11 protein-coding genes are annotated in these 15,367 nt (G+C 72.5%); 3 read left to right on the forward strand and 8 right to left on the reverse strand.

Annotated elements, in window-relative coordinates:
- Positions 1-79: 79 nt before the first annotated feature.
- Positions 80-1,213 (reverse strand): 23S rRNA (guanosine(2251)-2'-O)-methyltransferase RlmB, encoded by a 1,134-nt coding sequence (rlmB, locus tag M8C17_RS16120; RefSeq protein WP_252417276.1) that lies wholly within the window; start codon positions 1,211-1,213, stop codon positions 80-82.
- Positions 1,213-2,628, reverse strand: a complete 1,416-nt coding sequence (cysS, locus tag M8C17_RS16125) for a cysteine--tRNA ligase (RefSeq protein ID WP_252417277.1) — start codon at positions 2,626-2,628, stop codon at positions 1,213-1,215. Before cysS ends, rlmB begins: the two co-directional genes overlap by 1 nt.
- A 63-nt stretch (positions 2,629-2,691) precedes the next feature.
- On the opposite strand from cysS, the gene M8C17_RS16130 reads away from it, so the two are divergent.
- Together M8C17_RS16130 and M8C17_RS16135 are read left to right on the forward strand one after the other, a co-directional pair.
- Positions 2,692-3,402, forward strand: coding sequence for an IclR family transcriptional regulator (locus tag M8C17_RS16130; RefSeq protein ID WP_374558488.1), 711 nt, complete (start codon positions 2,692-2,694; stop codon positions 3,400-3,402).
- A gap of 140 nt (positions 3,403-3,542) precedes the next feature.
- On the forward strand, positions 3,543-4,463 hold the full coding sequence (locus M8C17_RS16135; protein WP_252417279.1) for a hypothetical protein: 921 nt from the start codon (positions 3,543-3,545) through the stop codon (positions 4,461-4,463).
- Positions 4,464-4,702: 239 nt separating this feature from the next.
- On the opposite strand, the gene M8C17_RS16140 is transcribed toward M8C17_RS16135, so the two are convergent.
- Together M8C17_RS16140 and M8C17_RS16145 are read right to left on the reverse strand one after the other, a co-directional pair.
- On the reverse strand, positions 4,703-6,412 hold the full coding sequence (locus tag M8C17_RS16140; protein WP_252417281.1) for a S8 family serine peptidase: 1,710 nt from the start codon (positions 6,410-6,412) through the stop codon (positions 4,703-4,705).
- A 336-nt stretch (positions 6,413-6,748) separates the two neighbouring features.
- A complete protein-coding gene (locus M8C17_RS16145) occupies positions 6,749-7,714 on the reverse strand; it encodes a DMT family transporter (protein ID WP_252417282.1) in 966 nt (321 codons plus the stop codon).
- A gap of 85 nt (positions 7,715-7,799) precedes the next feature.
- On the opposite strand from M8C17_RS16145, the gene M8C17_RS16150 reads away from it, so the two are divergent.
- Positions 7,800-8,345 carry a CGNR zinc finger domain-containing protein gene (locus M8C17_RS16150; RefSeq protein WP_252417283.1) on the forward strand — a complete coding sequence of 182 codons (546 nt, stop codon included), beginning with the start codon at positions 7,800-7,802 and terminating at the stop codon, positions 8,343-8,345.
- Here M8C17_RS16150 and M8C17_RS16155 read toward each other — a convergent pair.
- The 4 genes from M8C17_RS16155 to M8C17_RS16170 all read right to left on the reverse strand — a co-directional run bounded on the left by M8C17_RS16155 (position 8,312) and on the right by M8C17_RS16170 (position 15,332).
- Positions 8,312-8,911, reverse strand: coding sequence for a GNAT family N-acetyltransferase (locus M8C17_RS16155; RefSeq protein ID WP_252417284.1), 600 nt, complete (start codon positions 8,909-8,911; stop codon positions 8,312-8,314). The two genes, M8C17_RS16150 and M8C17_RS16155, sit on opposite strands and share 34 nt — an antisense overlap.
- A 66-nt stretch (positions 8,912-8,977) precedes the next feature.
- On the reverse strand, positions 8,978-10,387 hold the full coding sequence (locus M8C17_RS16160) for a class II fumarate hydratase (RefSeq protein WP_252417285.1): 1,410 nt from the start codon (positions 10,385-10,387) through the stop codon (positions 8,978-8,980).
- A 35-nt stretch (positions 10,388-10,422) separates the two neighbouring features.
- Entirely contained in the window at positions 10,423-13,404 is a 2,982-nt protein-coding gene (locus M8C17_RS16165; protein ID WP_252417286.1) for an AfsR/SARP family transcriptional regulator, read from the reverse strand.
- A gap of 260 nt (positions 13,405-13,664) precedes the next feature.
- Positions 13,665-15,332, reverse strand: coding sequence for a fumarate hydratase (locus tag M8C17_RS16170; RefSeq protein ID WP_252417287.1), 1,668 nt, complete (start codon positions 15,330-15,332; stop codon positions 13,665-13,667).
- Between the last annotated feature and the right edge of the window lie 35 nt (positions 15,333-15,367).

Raw genomic sequence — 15,367 nt, forward strand, 5'->3', positions numbered from 1 at the left:
GCCCCCGCTGTCTGCCAGGTCCCTCGGACGCGACGAGGCCCCGTCCCCACAGTGGGAACGGGGCCTCGTCGACGTGTCGTTACAGTTCCGCCGCGCGGCGACGGGAGACCTCGGCCAGGGCGACCGCAGCGGCCACGCTGGCGTTGAGCGACTCGACTTCGGAGATCATCGGGATGCTGACGGTCAGGTCGCAGGTCTCGCCGACCAGCCGGGACAGCCCGCGCCCCTCCGAGCCGACCACCACGACCAACGGGCCGACCGCGGCCTCCAGGTCGTAGAGGTCGGTGTCGCCGTCGGCGTCCAGGCCGACGACCGTGAAACCGGCGTCCCGGCAAGCCTTCAGCGACCGGGTCAGGTTGGTGACCTGCGCCACCGGAACCCGCGCGGCCGCGCCGGCGCTGGTCCGCCAGGCGGTCGCCGTGATCCCGGCAGCCCGACGCTCGGGTACGAAGACACCCTGCGCGCCGAACGCGGCCGCCGACCGGATGACCGCGCCCAGGTTGCGGGGGTCGGTGACACCATCCAGCGCCACCAGCAGAGGGGCCTGCTGCTCCACCGCCGCGGCGACCATGTCCTCGAACGGCTGGTACGCGAACGGCGGCACCTGGAGCCCGACGCCCTGGTGCAGCACCCCGCCGGTCATCCGGTCCAGCTCGGCCCGGCTGATCTCCAGGTTGGCGATGCCCCGGTCGGCGGCGGTCCGGATGATCTCGTTGATCCGGTCGTCCATGTCGATGCCCTGGGCGGTGTAGAGCGCCGTCGCCGGCACCTGGGCGCGCAGCGCCTCCAGCACCGGGTTGCGCCCGACCAGCAGCTCCGGCGTGTCCCTCGCCGGGTTGGACTTGCGCCCCGGGGTAACCCGGGGACCCGACCGGCCGCCGGGCTTGCCGCCGCGGCCGCCGGTGCTGCCACCCCGGTTGGCCGGAACGCCCCGGCCGCCACCCCTGCCCCAGGTGGTGTCCTTGCTGCCCGGCTGGCCGATCTTCGGGGCACGCCCCTCCTCAGCCGCCGCCCGACGCTCCTTGTCCTGCTTCCAGGCGGTGCGCTGGGGCAGCTTCTCGGTGCCCGAGTAACCCTTGTGCCAGGGCCGCTCGTCGGCGGGAAGGGTGCGACCCCGCCCGGCCAGGGAGTCCTTGTTCTTGCCGCCGGAGCCCTTGGGGGCGCCCGCCTTCGGCGTCAGTCGCCGGCCACGGCGCTGCGAGTTGCCGGCCATCAGTCCTGCTCTCCAATAGTCCAACGGGGCCCCTGGGGGGTGTCTTCGACCACCACGCCGGCCAGCTTGAGCTGGTCGCGTACCGCGTCGGCGGCGGCCCAGTCCTTGCGGCCCCGGGCCTGCGCGCGCTGCTCCAGGGCCAGCGCGATCAGGGAGTCCACCACGGCACGCAGATCATCCGTACGGCCGCCACCGGTCCAGGCCGGGTCGAGGGGGTCGATGCCGAGGATATCCAGCATCGCCCGCACAGAGGCCAGGGTGGTGCGGACGGTCACATCGTCGCCGGTGCTCAGCGCGGTGTTGCCGTCCCGGAGCTGCTGTTGCAGCACCGCCAGCGCGGCGGAGGTGTTGAGGTCGTCGTCCATCGCCGCGGCGAACCCGGCCGGCAGCTCGCCGAGGTGCCCGGCACCGACCCGCTCGGCGGCCCGCAGCACGAAACCCTCGATCCGGCGGTACGCGGTGGCCGCGTCGCGCAGCGAGTCCTCCGAGTAGTCGATCACGGAGCGGTAGTGCGCGGCGGCGTAGTAGTAGCGCAGCTCCACCGGCCGCACCCCGAGCGAATCCACGTACCTCAGATCCAGGGCGTTGCCGGCGGACTTGCCCATCTTGGCCCCGCCGATGCTGAGCAGCCCGTGGTGCACCCAGTAGCGGGCGAACGGCAACCCGGCCGCCTGGGACTGGGCGATCTCGTTCTCGTGGTGCGGGAACGTCAGGTCCAGCCCGCCGCCGTGGATGTCGAACTCCGGACCCAGGTAGCGCCAGCACATCGCCGAGCACTCGATGTGCCAGCCCGGGCGACCCAACCCCCACGGCGACGGCCAGTAGGCGTCCGCCGGCTCGCCCGGCTTGGCGCCCTTCCAGAGCGCGAAGTCGCGCGGGTCCCGCTTGCCGCGGTCGGGGGCGTCCCCGGCCGACTGCATCGCGTCGGGCGACTGACCCGACAGCGACCCGTACGCCGGCCAGGAGGCCACGTCGAAGTAGACGTCGCCGGAGCCGTCGGAGGCCGGGTAGGCGTGCCCGTCGGCGATCAGCTTCGTGATCAGCTCGTGCATCTCGGGGATGTGCCCGGTGGCGCGCGGCTCGTAGGTGGGCGGCAACACGTTCAGCGCCCGGTACGACTCGGCGAGGATCAGCTCGTTCGCGTACGCGATCGACCAGAACGGCCGGCCCTGCTCCCCCGCCTTGACCAGGATCTTGTCGTCGATATCGGTCAGGTTGCGGATGAAGGTGACCTGGTAGCCGACGGTCAGCAGCCAGCGACGCAGCACGTCATAGTTGACGCCGGAGCGAAGGTGACCGATGTGCGGCGGGGCCTGGAGGGTGAGACCACACAGGTAGACCCCCACCTTGCCGGCTTCCCGCGGGACGAAGTCCCGCACCGATCGGGTGGCGGTGTCATACAGGCGTAGCGTCACCGTACAAGGGTAGCCGTCCGCGCCTGTCCGAGTCCGCCGGTGCCGGGTCGTACGCTGCCAGGCGTGGATGCGACCGCACGCCCCGGCGAACCGCCGGCCCGCCCCAGCGCCAGCGCCCGCCGGGCCGACGACGCCGGCGGACGGGGTGGGGAGGCATCACAGACCCTGGACCGCGGGTTGCGACTGCTGCACCTCGTCGCCGACGCGCCGGGCGGGCTGACGGTCACCGAGGTGGCGAACCGGCTCGGCATCGGCCGGGCGGCCGTCTACCGGCTGGTCGGCCCGCTGACCGGGCACGGCATGCTGCGCCGCGACGGCGACGGGCGGCTGCGCCTCGGCGCCGGGGTGCTGCACCTGGCCCGGCGCGCCCAGCCGCTGCTCGCCGAGGGGGCGCTGCCCGCGCTGCGCCGGCTCGCCGAGCAGGCCGGCGCCACCGCACACCTGACCGTGGTGGAGGGCGGCGAGGGCATCGCCCTGGCCGTGGTCGAGCCGAGTTGGACGTCGTTCCACGTCGCGTACCGGACCGGGGCGCGGCATCCGCTGGACCGGGGCGCTGCCGGTCGGGCCATCCTGGCCGGCCGAGCCGGGGTGGCGGAACCGGTGAGCAGCAGCGGTGAGTTGCAGTCCGGGGCGTACGGGGTGGCTGCGCCGGTGCTCGGTGTGCCCGGGCTGGAGGCCAGCGTCGGAGTGGTCGCGCTCGCGCCGCTGGACGTCGACACGGTCGGCCCCCAGGTGCTGGCCGCCGCCACGGCCGTCGCCGTCGCCCTCCGCTGACCCACCCACCTCACCGAGGCCCGTGCCATACCACGATCCGCGAGTGCGTCCGCTCTTGTCCACAGGGGCCGGCCGGGCACCTGGGCGGGGTTTTCCACAGGGGTTTCGAGGGCCGCTCGGCGGTCGGCACGCTGCCTGCCATGCCGCCACGTCCGCACCGACCCGAGACTCTGGCCTGGCAGGTCTTCCGCGGCTCCGACGCTGTCCGGGACGACCTGCTCACCGAACACCAGCTGCGCAGCACCGCCTGGGTGCGACTACGCCACGACGTGTACGCCGACGCACGACTGGACCGGGACCACGCCCTCGCCTGTCGCGCGGCCCTCCTGCGGCTACCGCCCGGCGTGGTGGTCGCGGGCCCGTCAGCCGCCTACCTGCACGGTGTCCAACACGCCGCCACCTTCACCGACGACGTGCACATCCTGGTGCCATCCCCGCTGCGGATCGGCGCGCAACGCGGCCTGCGCGTGCACGCCAACCCCATCACCCCGCTCCCCGACGTCGCAGCGGAGTGCTCAGCAGGCGTCGGGAACGCGATACCCCGCTCGGACCCCGGTCAGGCCGCCTGGGAGACGGCCGTCTGGTTGGAGCCGGTCCGTGCGGTCACGATCGTCGACGCACTGCTGGGGCAGGGGCTGACGGATCGCGACACCCTGGCCGGCGTGGCCGCCCACAACATGCACCGGTCTGGCGGGCGGCGGGCACGGTGGGTCTTCGAGCTGGCCGATCCGGGCGCCCAGTCGCCGCCGGAGTCGCAGTTGCGGGTTCGGCTGGTGCTCGGCGGGCTGCCCCGGCCGGTGGTCCAGCATCCGGTCCGGCTGGCCAACGGTGTCGTCCTGCATCTCGACCTGGCCTGGCCCCAGTTTCGGGTGGCGGTCGAGTACGACGGGCAGTGGCAATCCGACGCTGATCAGTTGCACCGCGACCGCCGCCGGCTGAACCTGCTCGTCGGCGCCGGGTGGCTGGTGCTGCACGTGACCAGCCGACGCCTGCACGCCGAGTTCCCGGCGGTGCTCCGCGAGGTGCGCGGCGCGCTGGCCGGTCGGGGTTGGCGCCGGTGAGTGCCCCGACTGACAAGGTCGACTCGGCTTCCTGGGAAACCGCGCGGTCCGCAGGCCCGTGACACCCCGCCATCAAGGAACCCGAGTCGATCAAGGCGTGCGACCACAGCGCGAGGCCGAGACGCGCACGGCCGAGACGCGCACGGCCGAGACGCGGACGGCCCAGACGCGGACGGCCCAGACGCGGAAACGACGTCGGGGCCTGGCCGACGTGGTCGACCGGGCCCCGACGTGCTGCCTTACGGCTGGGCGTTCGGCTTGAGCGGGGTCTTCACCGCCGCGTAGGCGTCGACGATCCCGTAGCCGTAGAAGCCGTTGAAGTTGACCCCACCGGCGCAGTAGGCGTCGTAGGTCTCGTCCCGGCCCTCATTGCGGTACTGCTGCAGCCGCGGCTCCGGGCAGGCGTGCTCGGCCGCCGTCCGGTAGAGGTGCTGCTCGACCAGGTCCGGCGACATCCCGAAGCCACCCCGGCGCTCCGCCTTGCCGAACCGGCTGACGATCAGCGCGGCCACACCGGCGGCGTGCGGGGACGCCATCGAGGTGCCCTGGAGGTAGGTGTAGTAGCCGCACTCACCGTTGGCCTTGCACTGCTTGAAGACGAGCGTGGCCACCCGCGGGTCGATGTTGCCGTTGGCGTCCACCCGGGGGTCCGGGATGGTGGCGGAGATCGGCTCCTCCTGGAGCACCTTCAGCGGGTAGGTGGAGAGGATCCGGTTGCCCGGGCTGTTGTACGACGGGGTCCCGAAGCCGTCCCGGGCGAAGCCACCCGGCGCGGCGACCGAGATCTGCTCGGTGCCGTAGTTGGAGAAGTCCGCCTTCTTGCCGGACGGACCGACCGACGACACGCCGATCACGTGCGGGCCCTCTGCGGGCAGGTCCCAGCAGCTGTTGTTGTCGATCGGCCGGTCGTACGGGGCGGCGCCGTAGTCCGGACTGGTGGTGTCCGTGCGCGGGGCGCCGAGGTCCTCGTTGTTGTTGCCGAGCGCGCCGACCAGGGTGACGCCCTTGTTGTGGGCGAAGGTCAGCGCGCGCTTCATCGCCTTGATGATGGCCCGCTGCTCGGCCTGGCTCGTCGGGGAGTCGGCCGGGTTGGCGGTGCAGTTGTAGAGCCACGGGTCGACGTAGAACGACATGTTGACCACGTCGATCCCGGACCGGCCGGCGTAGAGCAGAGCGTTGACGACCGGGTTGAGGAAGAAGTAGCCGGAGTCCTGGCCACCCTTCAGCTCGACCAGGGAGACGTTCGGGGCGACGCCGGAGAGGCCGAGACCGTTGGCCGCGGCGCCGATGGTGCCCGCCACGTGGGTGCCGTGCCCACCGTCGTCGGTGCCCACCGCGTCGAGGCAGCTCGGCACCTCGCACGGGCCGTCCACATCGGTCATGTCGGGCGCGAAGTTGCGCGACAGCGACCAGTTGAAGTTCGGCGCGATGTCCGGGTTGCTGGCGTCGACGCCGGTGTCCAGCACGCCGACGGTCACCCGGCGGTCACCCGGCTCGATCTTGCGGGCCTGGTCGGCCCGGATCATCTCCAGGCCCCAGAGCTTCTCGTCGAGCGGGTCGAGCTTGGCGCCCTTCTTGGCGGCGGCACCGGCGGCGGCCGTGTTGGCCAGCACCTGCTCCTGCTCGACCCGGTCCAGCTTCGGCTTGCGGCCGATGGCCTTCTGCTCGGCGGCGCCGATCAGGGCCGGGGCGGCCGTGGCCCTGGCCGCGAAGTCGGCCCGGTCACTGGTCACCTGGAACATGCCGACCTCGTCGGACCGGGCCACCACCGTGCCGCCGGCGGCACGGATGGCGGCCACCGCCGCGTCGGCGGCGACGCCGTCCTCGGCGACGACGGTGAAGGTTCGAGAGCTGGTCGGCGCGGCGCTGGCCGGTACACCCAAGCCCGCAGCCGTAAGTGCCAGCACAGCCGCGGTCGCGACGGCACCGGCGGTGAAGCGCTTGCTCACCACATCGGATCCTCTCGTTGAGGGACGTGGCAGCCATCACACAGCACCCGGCGGGTTTTCGCCACGTCAGCGTCCGTTATGGCGATGAATCTCTCCTTCATCCACCCGGATCGACGCGAGCCCCGTCCGGGTCGGCGCGAACCCCGGGCAGATCGGTCCGTACCGCCGGCCGGTCAGCCGGCATCGCGGGCAGGTCGGCCAGCAGACCACCGGAAGATCGGCCACGGTGGACACTGCGACGTCGGGTACGCACCCGGCCGGCCTGGGCAGGCCGTGCGGTTCAACCACACCGAGCGCGCAGGCCCGCCCGCCGGGAACCGCCGAACACCACGGTGCCTATCGGCTGTCGGTGGCCAGCGCGGGCTCGGACGCGGCGGGTGCCGGCGCCGACGGCGACCCGCGCAGCTCGTCGAGGCGCACCAGGGCGACCCCGGCGACGATCAGCGCGCCGCCGAACAACTGCCAGGCGGTGGGCAGTTCGTCCAGGAACAGCCAGGCGATCAGCACCGCGAAGAGCACCTCGGTCAGCCCCACGAACGACGAGAGCCGGGGGCCGAGGATCCGGGTGCCGGCGATGCCGGCCATGTACGCGATCACGGCAGCCACCAGGGAGAGCCCGACGATGGGCAGCAGCCAGCTGGTGCGCTGCCCGGCGAAGGTGACCTCACCGAAGGTGGCCCGCAGCGGCAGCACACCGGTCAGCCCGATGATGAGCAGCGCGGCGGCGCCGACGGCCATCCCGCCGCTGGCCATGGCGACCGAGGGCAACCGGGGATCGACCCGACCGGCGAGCACGAAGTAGCCGGCCAGACCGAGTGCGGCGCCCAGCCCCCAGAGCACGCCCACCGGGTGGAAGTCGGCGGTGCCGGCGAGGTCCAGCACGAACGCCAGCCCGGCCAGGGCGGCCACCGATCCGGCCACGGTGAGCTGGCGGGGGCGCTGCCCGTGCCGCAGCCACATCCAGGCGACGACAAGGATGATGCCGAGGTACTCGAGCAGCAGCGCGACGCCGACCGGCAGGTAGCGCACCGCGTTGAAGAAGCAGACCTGGGCCAGCGCCACACCCAGGAGCCCGAACATTCCGATCGCCGCGGTGTTCTGCCGCAGCACGTGCCACCGGCCGCGCAGCGAGAGCAGCGCGGGGATCGCCAGCACCAGGGCGGCCACGCCGACCCGGGCGATCACGGCGGCCTCGGCCGACCAGCCGGCCTCGATGAGCGACCGCGCGAAGGTGCCCGAGGTGGCGAAGGTGAACGCGGAGACCAGCGCCAGCGCGGCACCGGCGGCGGGTCGTGACTGCATCTCGCGCTCCTCGGGACGGCACCGTGTCATGAGCAAACTATCCTTGTGCCCATGACGCTAGGCGGCCCCTGTGACAGGAGTCAAGTTGCTTTTCGCTCATGACACCGAATGTTCGCTGATCGCCGCCGCCGCGCTCGTCAACACGGCGGGCCGGGACGGCGAACTGCTGCCCGACATCGCCGCGCTGGACGCGTTCTTCGTCCGGCACTCCTACAGCGGCCGGCACGAGCACACCGAGGCCGAGCTGCGCGCCGTCCGGGAGCTGCGGCCCCGGCTGCGCCGCATCTGGTACGCCGAGCCCGCCGAGATCGTCGCCGTGGTCAACGGCCTGCTGCTCGAACACCGGGCGCTGCCACAGCTCATCGAGCACGACGACGAGCCGTACCACCTGCACGCCGTACCCCGGGATGCGCCGCTGGCCACCCGGATCGCGGTGGAGGCCGCGATGGCGATGGCCGACCTGGTCCGTGCCGGGGAGCTGAGCCGGCTGCGGATCTGCGAGTACCCGGACTGCGACAACGTGGTCGTCGACCTGTCCCGCAACCGGTCGCGGCGGTTCTGCGACGCCGGGTGCGGCAACCGTGCCGCCGTGACCGCCTACCGTGCCCGGCGGGCCGCCGGCCGTTCCTGAACGGTGTCCGCCCACTCCCCGGCCCGCAACTCGTACTCCACCTCGCCGTGCTCGGTGCCCGGAATCGGGTCGTCCCACTGCAGGTGGAAGGTCCGTACGTAGCGCAGGCCCGCCTTCGCCATCACCCGCCGGGAGCGTTCGTTGACCGCCATCGTCTCGGCCCAGACCCGGCGCACGCCGACGGTGGCGAAGGCGTACCGGACCAGCGCCCGGGAACCCTCGGTGGCCAGCCCACGCCCCCACGTCGAGCGGCGCAGCCGGTAGCCCAGCTCGGCCTCCGTGCCGTCCTCCGACGGGTCGAGCGCGAACCAGCCCAGGAAAGCGCCGGTCTCCCGGTCGAGCGCCGCCCAGCGGCCGAGCCCCGGATGCCGGTCGTACTGGGCCAGCAGCCTCGGCAACTGCTCGTCCCGGACCGTGGCTGGCGGGGTGGCGACACCACCGGTGAGGAAGCGCATCACCTCGGGATCGCTGTCCAGCTCGACCAACGCGTCCACGTCGGCCATGGCGAGCCGCCGGAACCGCAGCCGCTCGGTCACCGGCGGCAGGCCCTCGTCTTCTCCGCCCATGGCGGGATCATCGCGCCGCGAACCGACACCGTCGAGCCGATTTCCGGCGCACCGGCGACCACCCGGTCAGGGATGGGTCATCCGGAGCAGGTCGAGCGCCTCGTCGAGCTGGGTCTCGCTGAGCTTGCCCGAGTCGACATGCCCCCGGGAGATCACCACCTCGCGGATCGAGGTCTGCCTGGCCAGCGCCTCCTTGGCGACCGAAGCGGCCTCGTCGTACCCGAGGTAGCGGTTGAGCGGGGTGACGATCGACGGCGAGCCCTCGGCGTACGCCAGGCAGACCTCGGCGTCCGCGACCACGCCGGCCACCAGGCGGTCGGCGAACAGCCGGCTCGTCGTGGCCAGCAGCCGGATCGACTCCAGCAGGTTGCGGCCCATCACCGGGAGCATCACGTTCAGCTCGAAGTCGCCCTGCGAACCGGCGAAGCCGACCGTGGCGTCATTGCCGATCACCTGGGCACAGACCTGCCGCATCGCCTCGGCGACCACCGGATTGACCTTGCCCGGCATGATCGAGGAGCCGGGCTGGAGGTCGGGGATGCGCAGCTCCCGCAGGCCCGCCCGGGGGCCGGAGCCCATCCAGCGGATGTCGTTGGCGATCTTGTAAAGGCCGATCGCCACCGTCCGCAGCTGCCCCGAGGTCTCCACCAGCGCGTCGCGGGCACCCTGTGCCTCGAAGTGGTTGCGCGCCTCGGCCAGCGGCAACCCGGTCGACTCGCGCAGCTTGCCGATCACGGCGGCGGCGAAGCCGAGCGGGGTGTTGATCCCGGTGCCCACGGCGGTGCCACCCAGCGGCAGCTCGGCCAACCGGGGCAGCGCCGCCTCCAGCCGCTCGACCCCGTAGCGGACCTGGGCGGCGTACCCGCCGAACTCCTGCCCCAGCGTGACCGGGGTGGCGTCCATCAGGTGCGTACGCCCGGCCTTGACCACGGTCTCGAACTCTGCCGCCTTGACCTCCAACGCCTCCGCGAGGTGGGTCAGCGACGGCAGCAGATCCTCCACGATGAACTGCGTGGCGGCCAGGTGGATCGAGGACGGAAAGACGTCGTTGCTCGACTGGGAAGCGTTGACGTCGTCGTTCGGGTGCACGTCCCGGCCCAGCTCCCGGGTGGCCAGGGTGGCGATCACCTCGTTGGCGTTCATGTTGGACGACGTCCCCGACCCCGTCTGGAACACGTCGATCGGGAACTGGTCGTCGTAGCCGCCGTCGGCCACGTGGGCCGCGGCCGCGGCGATCGCCGACGCCACGTCCGCGTCGATCACACCCAGCTCGCCGTTGACCTCCGCGGCCGCACCCTTGATCTGGGCGAGCGCCTTGATCTGGGCCGGCTCGATGCCCCGGCCGGAGATCGGGAAGTTCTGCACCGCACGCTGGGTCTGCGCCCGCCACAGCGCCTCGGCGGGCACCTCCACCTCACCCATCGAGTCACGTTCGATCCGGTAACCGGTCGCCTCTGGAGTCGTCACGCGTACCATCCTGCCGCGCCCGTCGCCGACTTGCAGATGATCCGTCAGTCCAACTCGGCCAGCAACTGCTCCACCTCGCGCTGGTCCGGCGAGTCGATCTCCCGCAACAGGTACATCGCCCTGACCAGGTGCGCGCGGCACGCCGCCGGGTCCGTGTACCGAACGCAGCGGGCCATCCCCACCAGCGCCCGGGACTGCTCCTGACGGGCGGCCAACCGGGTGGCGTCGGCGAGCACCCGGCGGTGCAGGTCGAGGGCGCTGGTCACGTCACCCTGATCCAGGATCGCCCGGGCCAACAGGTTGCGCGTGGCGCACTGGGCGATCCGGTCCCCCGCCTCGGCCATCGCGACGAGGGCCGCGCGGTGCAGGTCGGCGGCGCGCTCCGGGTGACCGGCCTCCCGTTCCATGGTCGCGATCTCGTTGAGCACCTCGCCCTCGCCGAAACGAGCACCGGCCCGCCTCTTGAGACGCAGCGCCACCCTCAGCAGCCGGGCGGCCGGCGCCAGGTCGCCCATCCGGTGCCGGATCATGCCCAGGTGCCCGAAGGCGTTGCCGATCTGCCGCGGGTCGCCGATCTCCCGGCCCAGGGCCAGGTGGCGCCTCGCCGTGCGCAGGGCCTCCTCGTGCCGGCCCCAGAGGAGCAGGGCGATCGACAGATTGTTGAGCACGTTCGCCAGCGCCACCGAGTCCTGCATCCGCCGCGCCAGCGCGGCGGACGCGTCGTAGCACTCCCGGCCCCGGCGGTAACCGCCGTTGGCGGCGTGCGCGGTGCCCAGGTTGCCCAGGGTGTTACGGACATCGCGACGCGACCCGAGCCGGCGGTAGAGGTCGACCGCCCTCTCCATCAGTCGGATCGACTCGGAGTACCCGCCGAGGCGGTAGTGGGCCGACGCGAGGTAGTTCAGCGTCATGGCCACCGCCGCGTCGTCACCCAACTCCTCGGCGGCGCGCAGGCCGACGGTGTGCGTTTCGATCAGCTCGTCGAGTCGACCGCCCTCGAACTGGGCGTGCCAGCAGGCCCGCGCCAACTGCCAGCAGTGGCGCGGAAACCCTTCGGCATCCGCGAGCCGGACCAGGGCGCTCAACGCGGGCAGGTTCTCGTCGAACCAGGCCCGACCCTGCTCCGCGACGAGCGCGACCAGGTCGGGGCGGACCGGCTCGGGCAACAGCGTCAGCGAGTGACCCGACGACAGCTCCGTCCTCTGGGCGATCGTCGCGGCGACGTGCAGGTGGTGGCTGAGCAGTCGCTCGACACCGTCCCGCCGCTCGGCGGCCCGCTCCGGCCCGGCAACCAGCGTCCGCGCGTACTCCCGGACGAGGTCGTGCAGTCGGTACCGGCCCGGCTCCGCCTCCTCCGCGAGGTGCGCGTCGACCAGCTCGTCCAGCAGGTCCTGTGCCTCGGGTAGGGGCAGCTCCGCGAGAACGGCGACGACCGGGTTGTCGAACCGTACCCCCGGGTGCAGGCCCAGCAGCCGGAACGCGCGCTGCGCCGCCGGCGACACCTGGGCGTACGACAGGGCGAAGGCGCGGCCGACGGACCGCTCGCCCGCTTCGAACTCGGCCAGCGGGTCCCGCCGGGAGGTCAGCCGCTCGGCCAGGTCGGCGATCCGCCAGCGGGGGCGGTGCGCCAGCCGGGCGCCGGCCAGCCGGATGGCCAGCGGCAGGTGCCCGCAGCGGCGGACCACCTCGGCGGCGGCCTCCGGCTCCGCCGCCACCCGGTCCGCGCCGGCCACCCGCCCGAGCAGCTCGACGGCCTCGTCGGCGTCGAGCACCGGTAGTGACGACGGTCGTCCCTCGTCCACCCCGACCAGCCGACGGCGGCTGGTGATCAGGACGAGGCAGCGCGGGCTGTTGGGCAGCAGCGGGGTCACCTGGTCGGCGCTGGCCGCGTTGTCGAACACCACCAGGGCGCGCCGGCCGGCCAGCTCCGTCCGCCAGAGCGCCAGCCGGTCGTCCAGGTTCACCGGCACCCGCTCCGCCGGAATCCCGAGCTGACGCAGCAGGGTCGCCACGGCCGCGCCGGGCGTCAACGGGCTGCGCTCGCTGTGCCCGTGCAGGTCGATGAAGAGCTGGGCGTCCGGGTAGCGGTCGGCGAGAGCCGTGGCGACGTGCACGGCGAGGGTGGTCTTGCCGCTGCCGGCCATCCCGTCGATCAGTTGGATCTGGGCGACGTTCTCCTCCACCTCCTTGACCAGGCGGGCGACCGTCTGCTGCCGGCCGGTGAAGTCACCGATGGCGCGAGGCAGCGAGCGGACCGGGGCGACCGGGCGGGTTTCCCGGCCGGCCAGGGCAAGGTCGCCGGCGAGCACCCGTTGGTGCAGTTCCTGCAACTCGGCGCCCGGCTCGATGCCCAACTCGTCGGCGTAGATCCGCCGGCCCTCCCGGTAGACCGCGAGCGCGTCGGCCTGCCGGCCGACCGAGGAGAGCGCGAGCATCAGGTGGACCCGCAGCCGCTCCCGCAGGGGGTGCTGGTCGACGCTCTCGGTCAGCTCCTCGATCAGTTCGGCGGCGCGCCCGAGGCGCAGCTCGACGTCGACGCACTCCTCCAACGCGGTGAGGCGCTGCTCGTCGAGCGCCTGCGCACGACGGCGGACGCTGCGGCCGGGGATGCCGCCGAGCGCCGGCCCCCGCCAGAGCGCCAGGGCAGCACGGAACCGGTCACGGGCGTCGGTCAACCGCCCGGCCGTGACCGCTGCACGGGCTGCCTCCACACCCCGGGTGAAGACCTCGGCGTCCAGCTCCGCAGGCCCGGTACGGACGCCGTAGCCCGCAGGGTCGGTGACGATGGTCTCCGGCGCCAACCCGAGCTCGGCGAGCCGGCGCCGCAACCGCGACACGCAGGTCTGCAACTGTGCCCGGGCGGTGACCGGCGGGTGCTCCTCCCAGACCGCGTCGACCAGCTCCTCGACCGGCACCAGCCGGTGGGCGCGCAACAGCAGCATGGCGAGCACGATCCGGTCGCGACCGGCGGTGACGGTGGACTCGCCACCGCCGACCCGCAGAGGCCCCAGGATCCCGAACCGCATCTGCTTCCCCCGCATTGACCGTGCAACTTCCAGCAGAGTAGCCCGGCGGTCACGGATCGCCCCGATCCGTCGATAGTGATCTGAGAGCGGATCGACAGCGACAACCCGGAGACTCGCTCCGGGTTGTCGGTGACGACATCCGACGGGGGCGGTGCGCCCGTTCCACCCCAGCGGGGCGGGCGCACCGATGTCGGTAGTGCACGGACGACAGAGGGGGCATCGGGCCGATCAGCCCGGTGCCCCCTCGCGTGTCGGCCGGGTCAGCGGCGGCCGACGGTGAGCACCGGCTTGGTGACCTCGGCGAAGAAGTCGTTGCCCTTGTCGTCGACGACGATGAACGCGGGGAAGTCCTCCACCTCGATCTTCCAGACCGCCTCCATGCCCAGCTCCGGGTACTCCAGGACCTCGACGTGCTTGATGCAGTCCTGGGCGAGGCGTGCCGCGGGGCCGCCGATCGAGCCGAGGTAGAAGCCCCCGTGCTGCTGGCAGGAGCGGGTCACCTGGCCCGACCGGTTGCCCTTTGCCAGCATCACCTGCGAGCCACCGGCGGCCTGGAACTTCTCCACGTAGGCGTCCATCCGGCCGGCCGTGGTCGGGCCGAACGAGCCCGAGGCGTAACCCTCGGGCGTCTTCGCCGGGCCGGCGTAGTAGACCGCGTGGTCCCGCAGGTACTGCGGCATCGGCTCGCCGGCGTCCAGCCGTTCGGCGATCTTGGCGTGGGCGATGTCGCGGGCCACCACCAGCGGGCCCGACAGCGACAGCCGGGTCTTCACCGGGTACTTGGACAGCTCGGCGCGAATCTCGTCCATCGGCCGGTTCAGGTCGACCCGGACGACCATCTCGGCGTCGAGAGAGTCGTCGGTGACGTCGGGCAGGAAGCGCGCCGGGTCGGTCTCCAGCCGCTCCAGCCACACACCCGACGGGGTGATCTTGGCAACCGCCTGCCGGTCCGCCGAGCAGGAGACGGCGATGGCCACCGGGCAGGAGGCGCCGTGCCGGGGCAGCCGGACCACCCGTACGTCGTGGCAGAAGTACCGGCCACCGAACTGCGCGCCGATGCCGAAGTTGCGGGTCAGCTCCAGCACCTGGGCCTCCAGCTCCAGGTCACGGAAGCCGTGTGCGCTCATCGAGCCGGCGGTGGGCAGCGCGTCGAGGTACTTGGCGCTGGCGTACTTCGCGGTCTTGAGGGCGTACTCGGCGGAGGTGCCGCCGATGACGACGGCCAGGTGGTACGGCGGGCAGGCGGCGGTGCCGATCAGCCGCAGCTTCTCCTCCAGGAACTGCATCATCCGCGTCGGGTTGAGCAGCGCCTTCGTCTCCTGGTAGAGGTACGACTTGTTGGCCGAGCCGCCGCCCTTGGCCATGAACAGGAACTTGTACGCGTCGGGGTGCCCGTCCGGGTCCTCGGCGTACAGGTCGACCTGGGCCGGCAGGTTGCTGCCGGTGTTCCGCTCGTCCCACATGGTCAGCGGGGCAAGTTGGGAGTAGCGCAGGTTCAGCCTGGTGTACGCCTGGTAGACGCCCCGGGAGATGGCCTCGGCGTCGGCGCCGTCGGTCAGCACGTGCCGGCCGCGCTTGCCCATCACGATGGCGGTGCCGGTGTCCTGGCACATCGGGAGCACCCCGCCGGCGGCGATGTTGGCGTTGCGCAGCAGGTCCAGGGCGACGAACCGGTCGTTCGGCGAGGCGGCAGGGTCGTCGATGATCGCCCGGAGCTGGGCCAGGTGCGCCGGTCGCAGGAAGTGCGCGATGTCGTGCATCGCCTCGGCGGTCAGCGCGGTGAGCGCGGCCGGCTCCACGGTGAGGAACCGGCGGCCTCCCGGGCCGTGTACGACGTCCACGCCCTCGTCGGTGACCAGGCGGTAGTCCGTCTGGTCGGGGCCGGTCGGCAGCAGGGGGGCGTACGAGAATGCGGCGGCACTGCTCATGAGCGGCAAGCCTAGGGCAGACCGGTCGATCATTC

Origin of the sequence: Micromonospora sp. RHAY321, from assembly GCF_023896955.1 — a bacterium.
GTDB lineage: Bacteria > Actinomycetota > Actinomycetes > Mycobacteriales > Micromonosporaceae > Micromonospora.